Origin of the sequence: Paenibacillus dauci (genome assembly GCF_000971985.1) — a bacterium.
GTDB classification, from domain to species: domain Bacteria; phylum Bacillota; class Bacilli; order Paenibacillales; family Paenibacillaceae; genus Saccharibacillus; species Saccharibacillus dauci.
The window spans coordinates 596502-617276 of sequence record NZ_LAQQ01000002.1; the positions used below are offsets into that span (position 1 = coordinate 596502).

Consider the following 20775-nt stretch of genomic DNA (forward strand, 5'->3'; position numbering starts at 1 on the left):
AGAACAAGAGAGAAAAAGGAATGAGGCTTAAGAGTTTGGCCCATTCCTTTTTTCATTAAATTAAGTTGTATAAAGCAAACTTGCGATAATCCTAACTCGTCACACTCATCTCAAAGATGCAGCAGTCTCTGCGCATGCTGATACAGTTCAGCATACTTTGCCACGATATCCTTTTCCGCATTTCCTCGGAACCGCTCAAACAAATTCGTACACTTTAGCAGCAGCAGATTGTAATTCCATCGTTGTGCCTGCTCCATACACTCCAGCAAATACCCAAATCCCTGATCATATTGTCCACGCTCCAGATAATACAATGCCAGTTCATATAGTAGCCGGGCATAGCGCTCTAGGTTCAGCTGCAGTGTATACAGCTCATCATCCAGTGTCTGCGCTTCCAGATCGTCGATTTCGTGCTTGAACTTTGGCAGCACGGTACTCAGGTCCAGTCGGTGCCGGTTGGCTGCAGTGACCACATTTAATAGAAATACGAGCAGTTCCTCCGGCCGCTGTTCTACATACTCCACATATTCCTCTAGCACATCCGGCTCACCCGCATACAGTCTCGCCGCGTAGCTGTTGGCACGGGCCCATTCTTCAAACCGGTTTTTCCATAATAACGTATCATCGTCCTCTTCCTGTACCCAGTCCAGTTCGGTGGTCAGCTTGAGGTAATGAGCGACCTGTTCATAATCCTTGTATTCCTCATTCGCATGAGCACGTAGCAGATACGCATACGCTATGTAAAAGAACCATGGTTTTTGCGGCTGGCGATCAGTCGGCAGCTCTCCAGCCTGTTTGCGATCGTACAGAAGTCTGGCTTTATCCAGTAGAATCTCGGCGATCTTTTCGACTTTTTTCCAATTGCGCAGCGAGCGATACGTGTTCGCCAGATCGGTATAGGCATCTAGCTGCTCCACTTCATTCAATCGCTCCACAAATGGCTCGAACCGGATGGCCAGCTGATAGTTCTGTTCCTGGTCATCTCCCTGCCTCGCCATGAACAGGCGGTAATGGCAGATCGCCAGTCGTTCGGAATGCTGCTTGTTCTCGCTCTCCGCTACGCTTTCATACAGCATGCTGGCGGCTTCCTTTTTATCTTCCCGGAAAAAGTCTTCTGCCGTCTCGAACAGAAATCCAGGATACTGGGACTTGCCTGCGAGCATATGTACAATCTTCTGAATGCAATCCAGTTTGTCCAGCTCGACACAGCGATACAGAAACGGCTTGATCCGCCGCCAGTCCGGTGTCGCATCGTTCAGATACTCATTGATGTACTGGTCGTACAGCGCGCCCTTCTCCAGCTCCAGAATCTCGGTGATTTTGTCGAGCTGCTCGATACTGAGCACCCGGTTACCGTTGAGGATGGAGCTGATAATACCTACATTGATATTGTGTTTCTTGGCAAAACGGCTCATGGAAATCTCTTCTTGCTGGATACGCTGTTCCAGTCTGTCACGAATGAGTAGTGGATGGTCCAAAGGGCACACCTCCTTTATGAAATTAAGCAGATTGCTTATGCGATGCGCAGATGGTTATGAACCACATGGTTATGAGGTCTACAAGAATGATGCTTTGTCTATACAAATATACAAAAGATTACAGGTTGTAAGGTTTTAAATAAAATATAGCGGATACAGACAGGGGGAGCAATCCATTTTACAGCGGATAACCAAAATTTATAACGAACATGGATATTACAGAACAGCGAAGAAATGCCGAAAAGTATGCCTTTCAAATGCATGCAGCCTATTCCGTAGAGCAAGGTATGCAGCATATAACAAAAGAACACGATACCCTGAACATGTCGATCGTTGTCCACGAATGACTTATCCTACATTATACGACAGGATAAAAGAGCTGTTCACGGACAAAAGAACCGTTTAATACTTAATAGTATGACAAATATTCAAAATTGGTGAGAATGATTCTCGTATTATTCGCAAACCTATTGACCGACATTTGAAATGGATTTATACTTATTCTAAAATCAAATTAAGGGAATGATCCATGTGAAAATTATCAATCTGACGACGCAGCGCAAAGCTGTTTACGAAATCGTCTGCAACGCCGAGGATCACCCGACTGCCGCTGACGTAATGAACCGGTTGGTAGAGCGTGGTCATAATTTCGCTTATGGTACTGTATATAACTCGCTGCGATATCTGTCCGATAACGGGCTGATCCGTGAACTCAAGCTTGGTGAGACCGCCAGCCGTTACGATGGCAAAATGGATGATCACCAGCATATTGTATGTGAATCCTGTGGACGTGTAGATGAAGTCATGACCGATGCACCGCTGCAATGGTACGCTGATGTAGCAGAGGAGACCGGGTACGATGTCCATCATGCACATGTTGTATTTAAAGGAGTGTGTACCGAATGCAAAAACAAATCGAAAAAGTAATTGAGAATGATTATCTTTCTGACTCCACTTCGTCGATGAACTGGGCACCGGGCAATAGCACTTATGAAGAGATGGAGACCATGATTCAGGCTTGTCCGGTAACACGCCGTGTCGTCATTATTAGTCCGGCTCCGAGCCGTATTCATGAATTGACTCGTATGCTGTCGGACAGCTGCTTTGATGTTATGGTATTTCATCGCTGGGAAAATAATGGTGCAGGTGCGATCAGTGCCGACCTGTATATTTTTGATATGATTACCGCTGCAGGCAGCAGTGAGATCGAGCTTGCCAAGCTGCGTATAAATGATAATGATTCTCATGTACCATCTATTTTTCTAGTGCGCGAGGAGATGCTGGCTCTCGGAATGAAAGAATGGACCGAAGAAGAACTGCTCGTCTGGCCGATGCGTCCGCAGGAAGGACTGTATCATGTAGAGCGTGTTATTCGTTCCAATGCGAGCCGTCCGGCAGCACCTGCAGCAGATGAAGATGCTCAGCACCGGATCGTATTCAAGGATCTGTGGATCGACCGCAAGAAAATGACCGTTCATCGCGGACAGCAACGTGTAGAGCTGACCAAAACCGAGTATGATCTGCTGCTCATGCTGATCGAAGGCGAAGGCAGCGTATTATCCCGTGAACAACTAATGAGCGAAATATGGGGTACACAGTTCTTCGGCGGCAGTAATGTCGTAGATGTCCATGTCAAAAGTCTGCGTAAAAAAATCGGCGATAATGCTTCTGCACCACAGTATATTGCGACTGTACGCGGTGTAGGTTATCGCTTGGCTGATTGATTCATTTAAACATAATAATAGGCAAATCAAATTTTATTGAGAATATAGGATTATGGATAAGCTGTACATTCATAATATGAACAATCTATTCACGTCTTCTTCATGCAAGGCTCATCCAAGACTCATGCGGAGCTCATGAATGTACCTGGTTGGCGATGTTAGAATAATTCTAAACTTACGGATTTTAAATTAAGTCTAATTACAAGTCTAATTCATTCACTTTCAGATGAATGTACTGTTAGGAATGATAGATGATGTGAAAAGACTTGAGACTGTCCGATTTGAAAGGATGATTCTAACGATGGACAACCGTCTTACTACCAACCAGGGTGCTCCTGTAGGAGATAACCAGAATTCCAGAACAGCAGGACGCAGAGGACCGGCACTGCTGGAGGATTATCACCTTATTGAGAAGATTGCCCATTTTGACCGTGAACGTATTCCCGAGCGTGTTGTGCATGCCCGTGGTGCAGGTGCCCATGGCGTATTCCGCACAGCAAGCAGTATGAAGAAATATACCCGGGCTGCTTTTTTGCAGGAAGAGGGACTTGAGACACCGGTATTTGTACGTTTCTCCACTGTTATTCATGGAGTAGGCTCTCCGGAGACGGCACGCGATCCGCGCGGTTTTGCCGTGAAATTCTACACGCCGGAAGGCAACTATGATATCGTAGGCAACCATCTGCCTGTATTTTTTATCCGTGATGCGATCAAATTCCCGGATATGGTTCATTCCCTCAAGCCGGACCCGCAGACGAATATTCAGAACCCTGGTCGTTACTGGGATTTTATGACCCTGACACCGGAATCTACACATATGATGACCTGGTTGTTCTCGGATCATGGGACACCAGCCAATTACCGTGAAATGGACGGATTCAGCGTCCATGCTTTTAAATGGATCAATGCCGAGGGCAAAGTGACTTACATTAAATACAAATGGGAATCCAGACAGGGTGTCCGCACATTCTCCGCGGATGAAGTGCGCGAACAGCAGGGACGGGATTTCAACCATGCGACACGCGACCTGTTTGACCATATTGAACAAGGGGAATTCCCGGAGTGGGATTTGAAGGTTCAATTTATCCATCCGGAAGATATCGACAGTTATTCCTTTGATCCACTCGACCCTACCAAAGTATGGCCGGAAGAGCAGTTCCCGTTCCATCTGGTCGGCACGATGACACTGAACAAGAATCCGGAGAATTTCTTTGCCGAAGTAGAGCAGTCCGCATTCTCTCCAAGTGCGCTTGTACCGGGTATTGAACCATCCGAGGACAAGCTGCTGCAGGGTCGTCTGTTCTCCTATCCGGATACACAGCGTCATCGTCTGGGACCGAACTATTTGCAGATTCCGATCAACTGCCCGTATGCGCCGGTACGCAATCACCAGCGTGACGGTCTGATGAATGTGCATCAGGATAACTCCCGTTATAACTACGAACCGAACAGTTATACCGAGGGACCAGTCGAAGATCCTGCCTACCGCGACAGTGAAGTAGAACTGCAGGGCAAGGTGACTCGTCAGCAAATCGAGAAAACCGATGACTTTACCCAGGCGGGTGAACAATATCGTTCTTATAATGCGCAGCAAAGAGATAATTTACTTCAAAATCTGGTTAATGATTTACAGGGAGTGAAAAAGGATATTCAACTGCGTGCGATCTGTAACTTTATCCGCGCAGATCGTGAATACGGCATGCGTCTCGCTCAGGGACTCGGGGTAGATATCAGCGAATTCATGTCCCAGATGCGCTCCTGATCTATGCATTACCGCTATCCAGCAGCCTGTCTTTTACAGCCTAAAGGGGTATGAATCCCTGTAATCTTACAGGCAGGATGCTTTTATATACAGCCTGTTGAATCGCTCTACACGATGCAGATGATACGGAGCTGTTCAACAAGCTCATATTTTTCACTGTCTGCGGCGCACTCAGCCGGGAAATAACGCAGGATGACGGGCCACCGTACATGCTGCCTGAACCCGTAAGCCGCAGCGGACAAGGCCGCCAGGCCATTATATATACAGTAGAGGGAAGCAATGCTATGAGCAGGATATAGTGTGTGCTTCCTTCTGTCTTATTCTCCTTCCGTAATACCCTGCTACCTGCCGGGATCTATTCCATCCAGAGAGATACACGTGGAAAGGAAATAATGGTGAAGACCATACTTTGCCGGAATGCTGTAAGCCCAAGAGTACGATTGCAACAGCAAAGGAGAGGTGTATCATGAGGAAATTATGGAGCCTGGGGATATGCGGTATGGTAGTCATGTTTATGGTGATTGGTTTGTGGAATACGGCAGGTTATGTGTCGGCAGAACCTGCGTTGACAGGAATTCAGCAGCGCCCTCTGAATCTGCCGGCCAGTTTCCCTGTTCCTGATGATGCGCTGACGGTAACGGCAGTACAGAACAGCAGCGACGAGGAGAAATTCGTCCTGTTTACTTTCCAGACCCGGTTGAGTATGGAGACATTGGCCAAAACCTACAGCGAGTACTTCCGTGAGCATGATATGAAGGATGCGATCGATATGCTGAGCGAGCAGAAAATGGTCATTCAGGGAACCAATGAAGTTTCCCGGCAGAGCTGGATTCTGACAGCTGTACCGGCAGCAAATACGAATGATCGTGTAGAGATGACCGTTGTCTGGACAGACGAGCGCTAAATCGATCAGCAGCTGATAATAAATTATACCGGTGTACAGTAGAGTGGTTTATTAAAGCTGGAACCGAATAGCATATGACGCGGAGACTTGAAGCAAGTAGAGTCTTCGCGTTTTTATGATTCAAAGCAGAAAGTGAAATGGTTTATATGGGAAAAAATATAAATTAAATTTTATCTATAAAATGCGTTTAACAACATATATTAGAGTTTTATAAAAGGATAATTCGTTATTTTAATGTGAAATGAAAAGCATTAACTGTTAAAAAAGTATAGACTGATTCGTATAATGTGATAATATACAATTAAGTACTGAAATTTGACTTGCTTTTAATGATTACACTACAATGTGTAGTGTGAGGTGGCGTAGATTAAGATGAAAATACAAAATTTCAAAGTTGGTGCTACAGGGATGGACCGCTTTTTTGGTCCGCTGGAAGCACAGGTGATGAATGTACTGTGGGATATGGATCACCCTATGACGATCAGAGAAGTGCAGACTGCACTGAAGCCGGTCAAGCCGCTCAGTTTTAACACGGTGATGACGGTGATGAATCGTCTGGTGGACAAAGGCGCTCTGCTCAAAAAGAGCGAAGGCAGAAGCTTTCATTACATTCCGTCGGAAAGTCGTGCAGAATTCTTGAATCATCAATCCAGGGAATTAACTCATGAATTAATGGAAGAGTTCGGATCACTCGCTGTAAACCACATGGTGGACATACTTGAAGAGGTGGATCCTCAACTTATTCAAGCCTTGGAGGAAAAGATCAAACAATGGAAAAACAACGCGTAGAATGGTGGCATCGTCGTTCCGAAAGACTGCTGAAGACAGGGCTGTTTATTACTTTGTTTACGATAGGTCTGATGGTGATGTACGCGCTGCATGTCTTGTTCGGTTGGAATATTCCGTTTGACCTGCTACGTATCTGTAATCAGTGGATGAAATCACATGGCTGGTTGTCGGTGAGTCATCTGCTGGAGACACTGGTTCTGTGTACATTTGTGTTATATGTCGGTTACGGACTGGATCAGTGGTATGGTTCATTCCGTGCCATGCAGCGTTTCCGTCAGCTGGAGAACTATCGGTTGTCTGCTAAGTATAATGAGCGTTATCGTCCGGATGGACGGAACATCTTTATGATTGTGTCCTGCGAACAGCCGCTGGCCTTAACAATTGGTATTATCAATCGCCGTATTGTGCTGTCCGAGGGACTGCTGGCCTTGCTCAATGAAGATGAGCGTCAGGCTGTACTGTATCATGAGCTGTTCCATTATCATCAGCGCGATCCGTTGACGACATTCCTGCTGCGGCAGTCAGCATGTGCGCTTTGGTTTTTACCGGTCGTCCGTACGCTGGCACTGCATTACAAGATCTCGCGCGAGATCCTGGCGGATAATTATGCGATTGAACATCTGGGTACGCCTGTAGGTATTGGCGGTGCGCTACTCAAACTGGTGAAGCGTTCCCGTTCACGGATGGAGATGCCTGCCCGTATGATCTATTCTTCATTTGCCGATACATCGCTCAACTACCGCATACAACGGATTATCGATCCGCAAAGCGGTGTATCGCCCCGGTTGCCATGGTGGTCAATTCTCGTCTCGCTGCCTGTGCTGATTCTACTGAGTATTTTGTTACTATGGTCGCTGATTGAGTAATCTGGTTACCGGTAAATGCTATGAATACAGTGTTTGCCGGTAAAGCGACTTTATTTTATAGCAAAGCACTACATTGTGTAGTGTGAAAATGATCAAGGAGGCGTTCAAATGAATATGACCAAAAGGAATGTAGAAGTGGGGATTCTGATTACGAGAGTATTAACAGGATTGATTTTCCTGCTGCATGGCCTGTCCAAGTTTCAAGGAGGTATTGGCGGTACAATGGGATTTTTTCAGAGCATGGGATTACCAACATGGCTGGCTCCTGTCGTAGCCGTACTGGAGATTGCCGGTGGAATTGCACTGATCGTAGGCTTGTTCACACGTATTGCCGGAATCATCACAGCTTGCATTATCGTGGGTACACTTGTCACTGCGCACAAAGGGGATGCTTTCCTAATGGGAACAGAGTTCAATTATCTGCTGCTGATTACCAGTCTGCAAATGGCGATTAGTGGTAGTGCATTGTTGTCCCTGGATGGCATGTTATGGCGCAAAGAGCGCAGTCAAAATCGTCGGCTGGCCGAAAACTAATTATTAGTAAATTAGAAGCTTATTGCGAGATAAGACAGTTACAATCGAATACAAATACAAGCAAACAAAGGGAGGACACATTCATTGTGTCCTCTTTTTTGATATATATACGTCGTATGACAATGGGCTATAGATATCGTATAGCGGATACAAATAACTAAGTGTCGGAATGGTACCGAAGATTCAACAAATTTCGATTCGTTTCGATAGTCGTCTAAATAATTAACCTCAATTGGACGATATATACAATATTATGGGTTATTGTCAGTTCTTCATGGTCAAACAGCACGATATATTACTACAGGAAAGAGTGTGAAATACATGAGTAAGAATAAGAGTAAATCCTGGCTGCGTTGGTCGATCCGTAATCAACTGATTGTGGCATTCGCGATTGTATTGCTTGCCCCGAGTTTGGTGATCAGTATCAGTATGTATAATAATGCCAAAACTCAGGTGGCAGGTCAGCTAACTACCAGTGCCAATGAAACGGTGAAAGCAGCGAATGATTTTATCAGCAGCTCGCTGGACGCCAAGTTCCATGATGCAGAAGTATTGTCGGGCTTATTTAACCGCTCCATGATTGATGGTCGTCTAAGTCCGCAAATTGTTCCACGATTAACACAGTATATCAAGCTTCATCCGGAAGCGATCGATGTATTTGTAGGTACGCCTGATGGTCTGATGGTCCGCGGTGTGCCCAAGGAAAATGAGAACGGATATGATCCACGCGAACGCGATTGGTACAAGCAAGCAATTGCTGCACCGGGAACAACCGTAATGACCTCTGTCGTGATCAACTCCAGCAATAAGCCGGTCGTTGTTATCGCACGTACACTGCCGGATAACTCGGGTGTACTGGGAATCTCACTGAATCTGGAAAGTATCGCTAAACAGGTTGATATCCAGGTCGGCCATGAAGGCTATGTTATTGTACTTGATAAAGATCAGAATTACGTAGTCAGCCGCAACGGCAAGCCGGGTGACAAAGCAACCGGTGATTATTTGTCTACGATGTATAGCCAGGATCACGGTGATATCCATTATACTTTTCAAGATCGTCCCAAGCAGATGGTATTCCTGACCAATCCGACCACAGGCTGGAAAATTGCCGGTACTATGTATACAAGTGAAGTGGATACAGCAGTAGCACCTGTTCGTAATCAAGCCATGATTATTGTTATTGTATCTATTCTTGTAGCGGCTGTTGTTGTATTCTTCTGTATCCGCATGATTATGAATCCGATTCAGCGTCTGCGTCAGACAACTACATTAATCAGTGCAGGCGATTTGACCGTCGAGATTGATCAAAGTAAAAATGACGAAATCGGTGATCTGGCACGGGACTTTGCCGGTATGGTAAACAGTCTGCGCGAGATGATCGAGAATGTGAAAGATACTACCGATAATGTATCCTCGGCTTCGGAAGAGCTGGCAGCGGGTGCGGAAGAAACCAGCCGTTCGGTAGAGCATGTTACGATGGCAATCCAGGAAGTATCTACTGGCAGCGAACGCCAGGTAACCAGTGTCAACCAGGGAGCCGCGTCTATCGAGCGTATGTCCGAGCGGGTGGCGGAGATTTCGAATCATGTAAATGAAGTCAGCCAAACTCTGCAGAATGCTGCCGAAGCTGCTGTCAAAGGTAATGAATCTGTCGTTGATGTAGTACAGAAAATCTATGAGATTCAGACGACGGTTGACACACTGAGTGATATTATTACCCAGATGAATAATCAGTCTTCGGAAATTGATAGTATCGTTGACTTGATCCGCAATATTGCCAAACAGACCAATCTACTCGCTCTCAATGCTTCGATCGAGGCGGCACGTGCAGGTGAACACGGCAAAGGGTTTGCTGTAGTTGCCGAGGAAGTCCGCAAACTGGCTTCTGAATCGGGCGATTCCGCTCAGCGTATCAGCGAGCTGATTTCCGGTATGCAGGGTGTAGTTACCCAGTCTCTGGATGTTATGGCACAAGCCAAGCATAACGTCGAAGGCGGTATTGTTGCTGTCGATACATCCGGCCGTTCCTTCTCCCAAATCAATAGTTCAATCAAAGCGGTCTCCAGCAAAATGGATGATGTATCCGGTGCAACAGATCAGCTGAACAGTGAAGCAGATGCTGTCGTGGCTTCCATTGAAGAAATTGCCAGCATCTCGGACCAGTCGGCGAGCAATACAGAGACAATCTCTGCAGCTGCCCAGGAGCAGCTTGCTTCCATGGAGGAAGTATCGAGTGCAGCAACCGATCTGACACGTCTGGCAGAACAGCTGCAGCAGGTAGTTTCACGCTTCAAGCTGTAAACGATCCTTTTACCAGCTGAAATATATAGCGAAGTTATTGTGTAACAGCTATATTTCTGCCAAAAGTCAATGAACGGGAATGAATACGCTCCTGCTTAGATCAATCCATTTTCTTATAATGAAATAAGGTAGGTCTGTTTAATCTTGCAGCCGCTGCTCCATATATGTATAGGGGCAGCGGCTTTTTTTGATCGCACAGGAATACTGTTCTTCGCCCAATCCGTGCATTACAATAGAGAATAGATAACTCATACTCGGCGACAAAGAGCGGTCGATACATCCGGTTAGGCCGTATTGACGCTTAGGGTCTCAAGGAGGAACAGAGATGATCACATTCTATCCGGCAAGCGAGCGATTTCATTTTGACCGGGAGTGGCTTCGGGGAAGTCACAGCTTTTCCTTTGGTGAATATCAGGACCCTGATAATACGGGATTTGGTGTACTGCGTGTATTCAATGATGATACGATCGCACCAGGATACGGCTTTGGCGCACATCCGCACAGTGATATGGAGATTGTATCGATCGTACTGCAGGGACAGCTTCGCCACGAGGATAATATCGGCAATGTGGCGGTGAGTTCCTTTGGTGGTATCCAGCGCATGTCTGCAGGTACCGGTGTTATTCATACCGAGCATAATGCCTCCAACGAGACGGATTGCAATTTGCTGCAGCTGTGGTTTGAACCGGAAGCGCGTGGACTGGAACCATCCTATATGACCTCCTCTTATAATCCGGCTTCACTCAGCGGACGTCTGCTTCCGGTAGTCAGCCGGCAGGGGGGAGAGCATCAGGCGACCATCCATCAGGATCTGACTATTTATCTGAGCCGTCTTGAAAAAGGACAGCAGATCGAGTTCTTGCAGAAATCCGAGCGGCGCACCTATGTATTCGTCATTCATGGGGCACTGCGTCTCAACCAGGCAGATGTGCTCAGCCGCAGGGATGCAGCCCGGCTGGAGCAGGAAAACCGTCTGCAGCTGGAAGCCGAAGAGGCTGTATTTTTTATGCTGATCGACTTGCCCTGAGGAGGATAACCATGAGAGAGACTGTGATGGTCAAACATGCCGTTACCGGCCGCGAATGGCTCAACAATAACAAGCAACCGCTGGAATATGCATTTACTGATCTGCCAGGAGGACGATATCGGTTCGTATTTCATCAGCCACCGGAAGAGGTGGTTACCGAGATCCTGCGTTTCCAGAAAGAACTGAATCTGTTCCGATTCGAGATTCCGGAAGATGGACCGCAGGTGAAGCACTGGTATTATGTGAGTACCGATGGTGTCCATTATGATACCGATCAACAGGATCTGATTATTGAAGCAGATACAGTAATCCGCTATCTGCCTACGGATTACTGGGCCTGAGCCAAACAAATGCTTTGACTTTCTTCGAACATATGTGCTCTAATTAAATAGATACACTTTAGAGTACTGCAGGGAAGTTTGTTTATTTTATCAAAATATGACCAAATCACCTGCATTTTGTATAGGTGCTGCCCATATCCTGTATCTGGAAGCAGACACCACGTTCCTTTTCGAGATCATATCTGGCGGTTATTGTTACTACTTTAGAATGCTGTTTTCAGCGGCTATCCCTTATTCCTGCATGTAGATGCTGCCGATGTGCGGATAGCCATTTTAGTATAGGTCCGAGCCGGGAAGGAAAGCCGTTATACGGCCCTTTGCGCATCGGAGACAGAATGATTAATCCAGGCAATCAGCTTCATCAATAGACCCGAGCAGCGGTCACAGGAGGCAAGCGTATGAATTTAAAGGATGAACAGGTAATGCATGAGCAGTTTGGTGTTGGACAGGTAGTGGAGAATGATAACGAACGGATTACGGTAATGTTCTCGGAGGAAGTGGGACGCAAATCGTTTATGTTCCCGGACGCTTTTGGCAACCATCTGAAGATGAGCAAATCGGATATACAGGATACACTCTACAAAGCTTATGAAGCCAAGCGCAAGCAGCAGGCGGCAGACAAGCTCCAGCTGGATCAGGATCGTGCGGAAGAAGCTATCCGTGTAGCTGCCGAACAGGAGAAAAACCGCAAACCTGCCCGCAAAAAACCGACGGTACGCAAATAATCGTCCGGATTATATCGTTCATTTATCAACGGCCCATCAGTGATCTGATGAGGCCGTGTTTTATTTTATGATCCTGATTTGCTGTATGTACAAAAGATAAAAATTTAAATATTCTGTACTATTCCAAGAAAATACGGGTAAGGACATATCAGGGAGAAATGCCGGATTGACGGTATATCCTTTTTTCAAAATTAAATGCCAAAGGAGACTTGCCCGTATCATGAGTATATTAAGTGATGACAAATTAAAGGCCAGGCAGGCGATCCTGATCGGAGATTATGGAGAAGACGCACCTTATCATCCGCTGGATCAGGTGGAAAATCATATCCGCGATCTGATGCCGGCCGGATGGGAACTGCATACTTCGGATGATTATGACATGCTGGAGATGGAACGCCTCGAAGCTTATGATCTGTGTATCGTCTATACAGACGCTTTTAATAAAAAGATCAATCCCAGACATGCGGCCGGCATTATTACATACGTAGTGAATGGGGGCGGACTGCTCATACTCCACTGCGGTGTATCGCTGCAGGAGACACGCTACGAGCTCAAGCAGTTGATGGGTGCGCAGTACGGTGGTCATGAAGAATATGGAGCACTGGAGATGCATATCGCCTCGCCGGGACACCCGATTATGAAAGGTATACATTCCTTTGTCATGGAAGAAGAACCGTATGAATTCACGCTGCTGCCAGGAGCAGAACGGACCATTCTGATGGAATATACGATGAATGGCGATACCTGGCCGGCTGCCTGGTGTTCCCATTATGGTATGGGACGCACCGTGTATTTGATGCCCGGACACCATGCAGCTTCTTTTGATTATCCGGAATACCGGACGATGATTGCACAGAGCATCTGCTGGGTAGCCGGATGTGACGAAGAGGGATAGAAGATTCCTGCCCATTCGCTGTATACCGGATTAGGCATATGGCTACCGAACCGTTATACTAGAGAGAGATGGACCCTGCATGGACATGTTGCCATGCGCCGGTGAGGATTATGACACCGGAATATGCCAATATGCAGATGAGTAGTTGAGCCTTGACCGTACTTTACTATATGTTCAGGAGGAATAGAGATGAGCGATTTGTTCAAAAGAGCGTTATCCCTGGGACTGGGTGCAACTGTAGTCAGCAAGGAAAAGGTAGAAAAAGCGGTAAATGATCTGGTCAAACGCGGAGAATTGGCCCCATCCGAATCCCGTGCACTGGTAGATCGCCTGATGGACCGTGGTGCGGAAGAACAGAATCAGATGAAGGATTGGGTACGCGGCCAGATCCAAAAAGCACTGACTGAACTGGATATTCCGACCAAGGAAACCGTAGAACAATTACAGCAGCGGATTACGGTTCTGGAAAAGCGTCTGGCTGAGCAGGAACAGCAGCAGCCGCCATTGTTATAAGATGTCTCTGCATATCCGGCATGCCGGAAGGTACAGGGAAATCGCCATGGCGCTGATGCGTCATGGCTTTGGTTATATGGTTGAAGAGATGGGACTTCACCGTATGCTGGCGATTCCGCTGAAGCTGGCACGCCGTGATGTCCACGGCATTCGTACACTGGCAGAACGGATTCGTCTGGTATTGGAAGAGCTGGGGCCTACTTTTGTCAAATTGGGACAGCTCGCCAGTACACGCTCGGATCTGCTACCGGAAAATGTAATTAACGAACTGGTGAAATTGCAGGATCAGGTGCCTCCTTTCCCGGGCGAAGAAGCCCGTCAGATTATCGAATTGGAGCTAGGCACCAGTCTGGACGAGATGCTGGAGAGCTTCCAGGAACAGCCGGTAGCCGCCGCCTCGATCGGACAGGTGCATCTGGGCAAGCTGCATACCGGTGAATTGGTCGCGATCAAAGTGCAGCGTCCCGGTGTATCACGCGTTGTACAGCGTGACCTGGAGATTCTGCAAGATCTGATCTCGCTCGCCAAGCGTCATCTGGAATGGGTGGCTCAATATAATGTAGAAGAAATTATCGAAGAGTTCTCCAAATCCATGCGCGAAGAACTTGATTACAATATTGAAGGCCGGAATATGGAACGGATCGGTCAGAATTTTGAAAAGGACCGCTGGATTCATATTCCGAAAACCTACTGGAATTATACGTCTGCCCGTGTGCTGACGATGGAGTTTGTCGACGGTATTCATATGGGCCGTCCGGACGAGATTGTGGAGCAAGGGCTCCAACTGTCCGATGTGGCTCAGCGTCTGGTCGATTCCATGCTGCAGCAGATCTTTATCGACGGATTCTTCCATGCCGATCCTCATCCGGGTAATCTGCTCGCCCTGCGTGACGGACGAATCGCCTATCTGGACTTTGGCATGATGGGCCGATTGAGCAGTGATACCAAAAATGGCATGGCCGGATTCGTAATTGCTCTGCTGCGCAAAAATACGGACAGTATGGTACGGGCAGTTATGCGACTGGGATTTGTTCCTGAGGATATTAATATGTCTGCGCTGCGCAATGAGCTGGAGCGGCTGCGGGAGAAATATTATGATCTGCCTTTTTCCCAGATTGATCTGGGTGAAGCACTGAATGAGATGTTCGCAATTATCCGTCAGTACAAGATTGATATCCCGACCGATCTGGCACTGCTTGGCAAAGCGCTGATTACGCTGGAAGGTGTGATTGAACGACTGGACCCTTCACTCAGTATCCTGAACATGGCCGAGCCGTTCGGTCGTCGTCTACTCAGTGAGCGCTACAGTCCGAGCAAGATTCGTCAGCGGATTACGGACGGAGCCTTTCAGGCAGTCGAGATTCTGACCGATCTACCGCGTCAGGCATCCGAGCTATCACGGGTGATTCGCTCCGGCAAGCTCAAGGTGGAAGTCAGTGTACCGGAACTGGGAGAACTGCTCCACAAAATGGATCAGATCAGTAACCGGCTGGCATTCAGTATCGTATTGCTGGCATTCAGTATTATTATGGTCGGCCTGATCATTGGTTCCTCCCTGCGGGACAACACACCGATTCTGTGGGGACTGCCGGTAGTAGAGATTGGTTTTGCCATAGCGACACTGATGGTGGTCTGGCTGCTGGTCGTTATTTTCAGGTCAGGGCGGTTCTAGCCGAACGATCTGTAGAAGCAGCAAGAGCATTCTGACTGTCAAATGAAGGCTGGGCAAAGTGAGAAGGCGGCAGATCGCTAGCAGTCTATTGCCATTCCGTATGTAATCCAGCCTTTACATGATTACGCTTTGTCCGAACGAGCAGCGAGCAGTTTACTGCCTTTTCGGACAAGGCGTTTTTATTTTATAGAAATGATTACGTTTACATATTTATTTATCCGGTAATATAGCAATTAATAGTAGAGAGATTGCTTAAAATTGGTTATAATGAAAATCTATCTCTGCCACGGACCCGGCTGCCCTGCGAGAGGGGAGCTATTACAAATCAAACAAGCACTGTGCTTCATCTGGTCAGTATTGTCCGGAATTTTACCTATTCAACCGGATGGTTGTCACATGTCTGAAAGAGGATAATCATGAATTACAAGCAGCAATGGTTTGGTAATATCCGTCCTGATGTACTGGCGGGGATTACTGTAGCCCTGGCCCTTATACCGGAAGCGATTGGGTTCTCGATTATTGCAGGTGTCGACCCGATGGTCGGTCTGTACGCTTCTATTTGTATCGCTATTGTTATTTCGTTTGCAGGGGGGCGTCCGGGTATGATCTCGGCGGCTACCGGAGCGATTGCTGTGCTGGTCGGTACGCTAGTTGCCAAGCATGGCGTGGAATACTTATTTGCTGCAACGATTCTGGCCGGGATTTTCCAGATCATACTCGGCTGGCTCAAAATTGGGCGGTTTATTACCTTTATTCCGCAGTCGGTCATGACAGGGTTCGTTAATGCGCTGGCGATTGTGATCTTCTCGGCACAGTTGCCGCAGTTTGTCGGAGCCAACTGGCTGATGTATGCACTGGTCGCCTTAACACTGGCCATTATCTATATCCTGCCGCTGTTCACCAAGGCAGTACCGGCACCGCTGGTAGCAATTATTATCGTTTCTCTGCTGACCTACTTCCTGCATCTGGATGTACGTACAGTGGGCGATATGGGTGAACTGAGCAATCAGTTGCCATTTTTCCATCTGCCGGTTGTACCGCTGGGCTGGGATCTGTTTATTACGGTACTGCCGTATTCGATCTCGATTGCCTTTGTGGGTCTGCTGGAATCGCTGCTGACAGCAACGATTGTTGATGAGATGACCGAGACACGCAGCAACAAAAATCGCGAAGCTCAAGGTCAGGGACTCGCGAATATTGTGAGTGGATTTTTCGGAGGAATGGCAGGTTGTGCCATGATCGGTCAATCGGTTATTAACGTCAAATCTGGTGGACGCGGCAGATTGTCGACGTTTATCGCTGGAGCTTTTCTGCTCGTCCTGCTCGTGGTACTAGGCACAATCGTACGTGAAGTGCCAATGGCGGCGCTGGTCGGCGTGATGATCATGGTCTCGATCGGTACGTTCAGCTGGAATTCCCTGCTGACGATCCACAAGATTCCACTTGCCGAGGCCGTTATTATGGTCACGGTTGTAGTTATTGTGGTACTGACCGACAATCTGTCGATCGGGGTAGGTGTCGGTGTGGTGATGAGTGCGCTGCGGTTTGGCTGGAGAATGTCACAGCTCCATATTACCGAAGCCGGGGATTCTACGTCTGCTCACCGGGTCTATCAAGTACGCGGCCAAATGTTCTTCGGTACGATGAGCCAGTTCGTGGATCACTTCGTACCGACAGAAGATCCGGAGCAGATTACGATTGATTTTGCCGGGTCTCATATCTGGGATCATTCTGCTGTCATCGGCATCGGCAAGCTCAAGGAAAAGTACGAGCAGCTGGGCAAGCAGGTGCGTATTCGTGGTCTGAATGAAGAAAGCCGCCAATTGTACGAAAAACTCGGCAGTTCCGCCGCTTCCGGGCATTGACGCGGCGGGAAATAAACGTTATATTGACGCTATAGCTGTCGTTAGAATGGTCGGGAATCTCAGACTGCAGCCTGTGTCAGGCTGCGGATGATCATAAAGGTGTCTGTCACGAACAGATACAGAAGCATCGGTATCACGCCGGTGCTTCTTTTTACGAGTGCTGCAAGAATAATATTATGAATAAGACAGGTGAAATCATTGACAAACTTTAACTCATTCGGCATTTCGTCAGCAGCGATTGAACTGCTGGCCGTTAACGGAATCACTCAGCCGACCGAAGTGCAGGAAGCTTCTATTCCTGCACTGATGAACGGAGAAGACGCAATTGTACAGGCGAAGACAGGTACCGGTAAGACACTCGCCTTTTTGCTGCCTATTTTTGAAAAGTTAAACCTGAATGTAACCGGCGCACCACAGGCGCTCGTTGTTGCACCTACACGCGAACTGGCCCTGCAGATTGCGACAGAAGCGCGCAAGCTGGCAGATGCTTACGAAGGCGTACGTATTCTTGCTGCCTATGGCGGTCAGGATGTAGAGCGTCAGCTGCGCAAGCTGGAAGGCGGCTGTCATCTGGTCGTTGGTACACCGGGACGACTGCTCGACCATATGGGTCGTGGCACGCTGGATATGACCAAGATCCGTACACTGGTACTGGATGAAGCCGATCAGATGCTGCATATGGGTTTCCTCAAGGAAGTGGAGCAGATCATTATGGCGACATCTCCATCCCGTCAGACCATGCTGTTCTCTGCAACCATGCCAGATGGTATCCGTCGTCTGTCCGCCCAGTATATGCGCAAACCGCGTGATTTCCGTGTAGGCACCGAAGAAACGGTACCCCTCAAGCTGATTCGTCAGCTGGTTGTGGAATGTACACCGCGAGGCAAGCTGGCTGCACTACGTGAATATATTGAACGGGAGCGTCCGTATCTGGCCGTTATTTTCTGCCGGACCAAGCGCCGTGCCGCTGCACTGAATGCAGAACTGCAGGAGATGGGCTACGCCTCGGATGAACTGCATGGCGATCTGTCCCAGAACAAGCGGGAGCAGGTAATGAAAGCTTTCCGTGATGCCAAGCTGCAGCTGCTCGTTGCTACCGATGTCGCTGCGCGTGGTATCGACGTTGAGGGTATTACCCATGTATTCAACTATGATATCCCGCAGGATGTGGAATATTATATCCACCGTATCGGACGTACAGGCCGTGCCGGGGAAAAAGGCCGTGCGATTACATTCGTAACGCCGCATGATCGTCAGGAATTGGAGCAGATCGAGCGCCAGACCGCTCAAAAACTGCCGCGCGAGATCTCCCAGACGTCCGCACAATCCGAAGATTCCGGCGAACTGCTGTCCAATGTTCGTCCCAAAGCGGAGCGTACAGGCGGCCGTACCGGCAAAAACAAACGCAGTGAAAATGGACGCCGTGAAGCACGCGGCAGCTATCGTGATGAGCCATCCGGTCGCTCCGGCGGCAGACGCGGCAGCGGTGGTGGGCGTTCATCCGATCGCCCAGCTTCCAGTGCCGGCAGTAGCGCAGGTACAGGTACACGTTCCGGTGGCAAGAACAAGCGCAGTGAAAGTTCAGCTCGTCCGGCCAAAGCTGTCGGCATGAGCGGAGCGATGGCACGCCGTACCGATGAATCGGGTTCTTTCCGTCGTGATTCTTCGAAAACAACCAAAGGTTCCGGTGGTAGTGCCAGCGCAGGCGGTCGTACGCGTGAGTATGGCAAAGCCGGAGGCAAAGGTGGCAGCAGCGCATCTTCCCGCCAAGGAAGCGGATCGTCCTCCCGTCAGGGAAGCAGCCGTTCCAGTCAGTCCAGCCGCAATTCCGACAACAGAGGTCGCGGTGGCAAACGTTAATAATCTTGGATTCTGCCTGCATATTTCTGCAGGATAATAGACAGATTCGGATTTGAATAAATACCAGGCAGCCCCTTGTCGATATAAGGGGCTGTTTGGATTGCCGGAAAAGAAAATAGACATGTGCAAATCTAGCGATTTGCATATCGTATACGCCGGATAGATCGGTTCAGTAGGTAAGCGACAAGTCGATTGGGACATATGTCCTTTTCATGAGATGGCCTGCTGTTCTTATAATAGACAAGGCGTAGTAGATTGATATTGTTGGAGTAGATTGATGTTGTTGAAATTTGCACTAACGTAAATCACAGAATTAATCATAATGCGGTTATTATACAGACATACAGGAGGAATTATAACAGCATGAAAGGAATACTATTCGCCCTGCTGGGCGGTGCATGTATTACATTACAGGGAGTAGCCAACAACCGGATTAGCCAGGATATTGGAACCTGGCAGGCAGCGACGATTACGCAGTTGACCGGATTCATCCTGGCCGCGCTGGTTCTGCTGATTGTTCGCGACGGCAGCTGGCAGGGATTCAAGCAGGTCAAACCGTTGTACTTGTTCGGCGGTGCGCTGGCTTCCATTATTATTTATAGTGAAGTCATGGCGATCCAGTATGTAGGAGTGACACTGACTGTATCCGCGCTGCTGATCGCCCAGCTGTGTGTAACATTTCTGATTGATCTAAGAGGCTGGTTCGGTGTCGTTCGGCAGAAGATGACCATGCCCCAATTTATCGGCATCTTAATGATGATCGGCGGCGTAATTATTCTCAAGCTATAAGGTAAAGGGATAGATAACATAATGAGCTGTCCCGCTCATACAGAACACAAGAAAGTATATTGAATAAACAAGGAGTGTACACGCATGCTTTTAGGTATTTTGCTGGCTGTGGTAGCCGGCTCTCTAGTCAGTCTGCAGACGGTCTTCAATAATCAGGTGAATGCCCGTGCAGGGTCTTGGGCAACTACAACACTGGTGCTGGGAATGGGATTTATCGCTTCGCTGACAGCCAGTCTCATTTTCGAGGGCAAAGGAACGTTTTCACTTCAGCATATGCAGCTGTGGTATTGGGTTAGCGGTGCGATTGGCGTAGGTGTTGTCTTCTGTCTGGTACAAGGGATTCGCCTGCTGGGTCCGACCTTTTCCACATCGATCGTATTGATTGCCCAGCTGGCAACAGCACTGCTGTTCGATTCGGCAGGATGGCTTGGACTGGAACGGATTCCACTGACTCCCGGCAAAATTATCGGAGTATTGGTTGTTGTAGCCGGTATTCTCGTCTTCAAATTTGGCGGCAGACGCAAAACAGTCGTGGAAGAATCGGCCAATCCATCCGTTTAACCAATCAAGGCAGTCCATTCATTACTTATAGAACAAACTCTATTTGTAGCACCTACTATAATTAAAGTATCCCGGTAGGAAAGCGTGATTTATCATGTTTTCATCCTCTGGTAAAAGTCTCTCGATCCACTTCGGTGTCGGGAGGCTTTTGTATTCGTACAGGGAGAGG

The 20775-nt window shown here is 48.0% G+C and carries 19 protein-coding genes; 18 read left to right on the forward strand and 1 reads right to left on the reverse strand.

The features are described from left to right. Positions 1-110: 110 nt before the first annotated feature. Positions 111-1478, reverse strand: a complete 1368-nt coding sequence (locus WH46_RS16965) for a transcriptional regulator (RefSeq protein ID WP_046227619.1) — start codon at positions 1476-1478, stop codon at positions 111-113. 531 nt (positions 1479-2009) lie between these two features. Between WH46_RS16965 and WH46_RS16970 the strand changes: the two genes are divergently transcribed. The 18 genes from WH46_RS16970 to WH46_RS17055 all read left to right on the forward strand — a co-directional run bounded on the left by WH46_RS16970 (position 2010) and on the right by WH46_RS17055 (position 20606). After that, positions 2010-2405 (forward strand): Fur family transcriptional regulator, encoded by a 396-nt coding sequence (locus tag WH46_RS16970; RefSeq protein WP_046227620.1) that lies wholly within the window; start codon positions 2010-2012, stop codon positions 2403-2405. Then, positions 2381-3202: a winged helix-turn-helix transcriptional regulator gene (locus tag WH46_RS16975; protein WP_052714275.1), complete on the forward strand. Its 822-nt coding sequence runs from the start codon at positions 2381-2383 to the stop codon at positions 3200-3202. Before WH46_RS16970 ends, WH46_RS16975 begins: the two co-directional genes overlap by 25 nt. Positions 3203-3503: 301 nt before the next feature. Next, positions 3504-4964, forward strand: a complete 1461-nt coding sequence (locus WH46_RS16980) for a catalase (RefSeq protein WP_046227621.1) — start codon at positions 3504-3506, stop codon at positions 4962-4964. 466 nt (positions 4965-5430) lie between these two features. After that, positions 5431-5868 (forward strand): hypothetical protein, encoded by a 438-nt coding sequence (locus tag WH46_RS16985; RefSeq protein ID WP_046227622.1) that lies wholly within the window; start codon positions 5431-5433, stop codon positions 5866-5868. 372 nt (positions 5869-6240) lie between these two features. Then, positions 6241-6657: a BlaI/MecI/CopY family transcriptional regulator gene (locus WH46_RS16990; RefSeq protein WP_017811040.1), complete on the forward strand. Its 417-nt coding sequence runs from the start codon at positions 6241-6243 to the stop codon at positions 6655-6657. After that, positions 6639-7523 (forward strand): M56 family metallopeptidase, encoded by an 885-nt coding sequence (locus tag WH46_RS16995; protein ID WP_046227623.1) that lies wholly within the window; start codon positions 6639-6641, stop codon positions 7521-7523. Before WH46_RS16990 ends, WH46_RS16995 begins: the two co-directional genes overlap by 19 nt. A gap of 108 nt (positions 7524-7631) precedes the next feature. Next, positions 7632-8057: a DoxX family protein gene (locus WH46_RS17000; RefSeq protein WP_052714276.1), complete on the forward strand. Its 426-nt coding sequence runs from the start codon at positions 7632-7634 to the stop codon at positions 8055-8057. A gap of 321 nt (positions 8058-8378) precedes the next feature. Beyond that, positions 8379-10358 carry a methyl-accepting chemotaxis protein gene (locus WH46_RS17005; RefSeq protein ID WP_046227624.1) on the forward strand — a complete coding sequence of 660 codons (1980 nt, stop codon included), beginning with the start codon at positions 8379-8381 and terminating at the stop codon, positions 10356-10358. A gap of 325 nt (positions 10359-10683) precedes the next feature. Then, positions 10684-11385, forward strand: coding sequence for a pirin family protein (locus WH46_RS17010; protein ID WP_017811036.1), 702 nt, complete (start codon positions 10684-10686; stop codon positions 11383-11385). Between the two features lie 11 nt (positions 11386-11396). Beyond that, positions 11397-11726, forward strand: a complete 330-nt coding sequence (locus WH46_RS17015; protein WP_017811035.1) for a hypothetical protein — start codon at positions 11397-11399, stop codon at positions 11724-11726. A gap of 398 nt (positions 11727-12124) precedes the next feature. Beyond that, positions 12125-12451 carry a hypothetical protein gene (locus WH46_RS17020; protein WP_017811034.1) on the forward strand — a complete coding sequence of 109 codons (327 nt, stop codon included), beginning with the start codon at positions 12125-12127 and terminating at the stop codon, positions 12449-12451. A 220-nt stretch (positions 12452-12671) separates the two neighbouring features. Then, positions 12672-13346, forward strand: a complete 675-nt coding sequence (locus tag WH46_RS17025) for a ThuA domain-containing protein (RefSeq protein ID WP_017811033.1) — start codon at positions 12672-12674, stop codon at positions 13344-13346. Between the two features lie 189 nt (positions 13347-13535). After that, positions 13536-13859 (forward strand): phasin family protein, encoded by a 324-nt coding sequence (locus tag WH46_RS17030; RefSeq protein ID WP_017811032.1) that lies wholly within the window; start codon positions 13536-13538, stop codon positions 13857-13859. Position 13860: 1 nt separating this feature from the next. Then, positions 13861-15531, forward strand: coding sequence for an ABC1 kinase family protein (locus WH46_RS17035; RefSeq protein WP_046227625.1), 1671 nt, complete (start codon positions 13861-13863; stop codon positions 15529-15531). A gap of 416 nt (positions 15532-15947) precedes the next feature. Next, positions 15948-17396: a SulP family inorganic anion transporter gene (locus WH46_RS17040; protein WP_046227626.1), complete on the forward strand. Its 1449-nt coding sequence runs from the start codon at positions 15948-15950 to the stop codon at positions 17394-17396. A 198-nt stretch (positions 17397-17594) separates the two neighbouring features. Then, positions 17595-19256 (forward strand): DEAD/DEAH box helicase, encoded by a 1662-nt coding sequence (locus WH46_RS17045; RefSeq protein WP_046227627.1) that lies wholly within the window; start codon positions 17595-17597, stop codon positions 19254-19256. A 363-nt stretch (positions 19257-19619) separates the two neighbouring features. Then, positions 19620-20045 (forward strand): DMT family transporter, encoded by a 426-nt coding sequence (locus tag WH46_RS17050; protein ID WP_046227628.1) that lies wholly within the window; start codon positions 19620-19622, stop codon positions 20043-20045. A gap of 84 nt (positions 20046-20129) precedes the next feature. Beyond that, entirely contained in the window at positions 20130-20606 is a 477-nt protein-coding gene (locus tag WH46_RS17055) for a DMT family transporter (protein WP_046227629.1), read from the forward strand. Positions 20607-20775: the final 169 nt, after the last annotated feature.

Coding starts and splice junctions, on each gene's coding strand:
- WH46_RS16975 (WP_052714275.1), top strand. CDS start 2,381: ATGCAAAAACAAATCGAAAAAGTAATTGAGAATGATTATCTTTCTGAC.
- WH46_RS16980 (WP_046227621.1), top strand. CDS start 3,504: ATGGACAACCGTCTTACTACCAACCAGGGTGCTCCTGTAGGAGATAAC.
- WH46_RS16985 (WP_046227622.1), top strand. CDS start 5,431: ATGAGGAAATTATGGAGCCTGGGGATATGCGGTATGGTAGTCATGTTT.
- WH46_RS16990 (WP_017811040.1), top strand. CDS start 6,241: ATGAAAATACAAAATTTCAAAGTTGGTGCTACAGGGATGGACCGCTTT.
- WH46_RS16995 (WP_046227623.1), top strand. CDS start 6,639: ATGGAAAAACAACGCGTAGAATGGTGGCATCGTCGTTCCGAAAGACTG.
- WH46_RS17000 (WP_052714276.1), top strand. CDS start 7,632: ATGAATATGACCAAAAGGAATGTAGAAGTGGGGATTCTGATTACGAGA.
- WH46_RS17005 (WP_046227624.1), top strand. CDS start 8,379: ATGAGTAAGAATAAGAGTAAATCCTGGCTGCGTTGGTCGATCCGTAAT.
- WH46_RS17010 (WP_017811036.1), top strand. CDS start 10,684: ATGATCACATTCTATCCGGCAAGCGAGCGATTTCATTTTGACCGGGAG.
- WH46_RS17015 (WP_017811035.1), top strand. CDS start 11,397: ATGAGAGAGACTGTGATGGTCAAACATGCCGTTACCGGCCGCGAATGG.
- WH46_RS17020 (WP_017811034.1), top strand. CDS start 12,125: ATGAATTTAAAGGATGAACAGGTAATGCATGAGCAGTTTGGTGTTGGA.
- WH46_RS17025 (WP_017811033.1), top strand. CDS start 12,672: ATGAGTATATTAAGTGATGACAAATTAAAGGCCAGGCAGGCGATCCTG.
- WH46_RS17030 (WP_017811032.1), top strand. CDS start 13,536: ATGAGCGATTTGTTCAAAAGAGCGTTATCCCTGGGACTGGGTGCAACT.
- WH46_RS17035 (WP_046227625.1), top strand. CDS start 13,861: ATGTCTCTGCATATCCGGCATGCCGGAAGGTACAGGGAAATCGCCATG.
- WH46_RS17040 (WP_046227626.1), top strand. CDS start 15,948: ATGAATTACAAGCAGCAATGGTTTGGTAATATCCGTCCTGATGTACTG.
- WH46_RS17050 (WP_046227628.1), top strand. CDS start 19,620: ATGAAAGGAATACTATTCGCCCTGCTGGGCGGTGCATGTATTACATTA.
- WH46_RS17055 (WP_046227629.1), top strand. CDS start 20,130: ATGCTTTTAGGTATTTTGCTGGCTGTGGTAGCCGGCTCTCTAGTCAGT.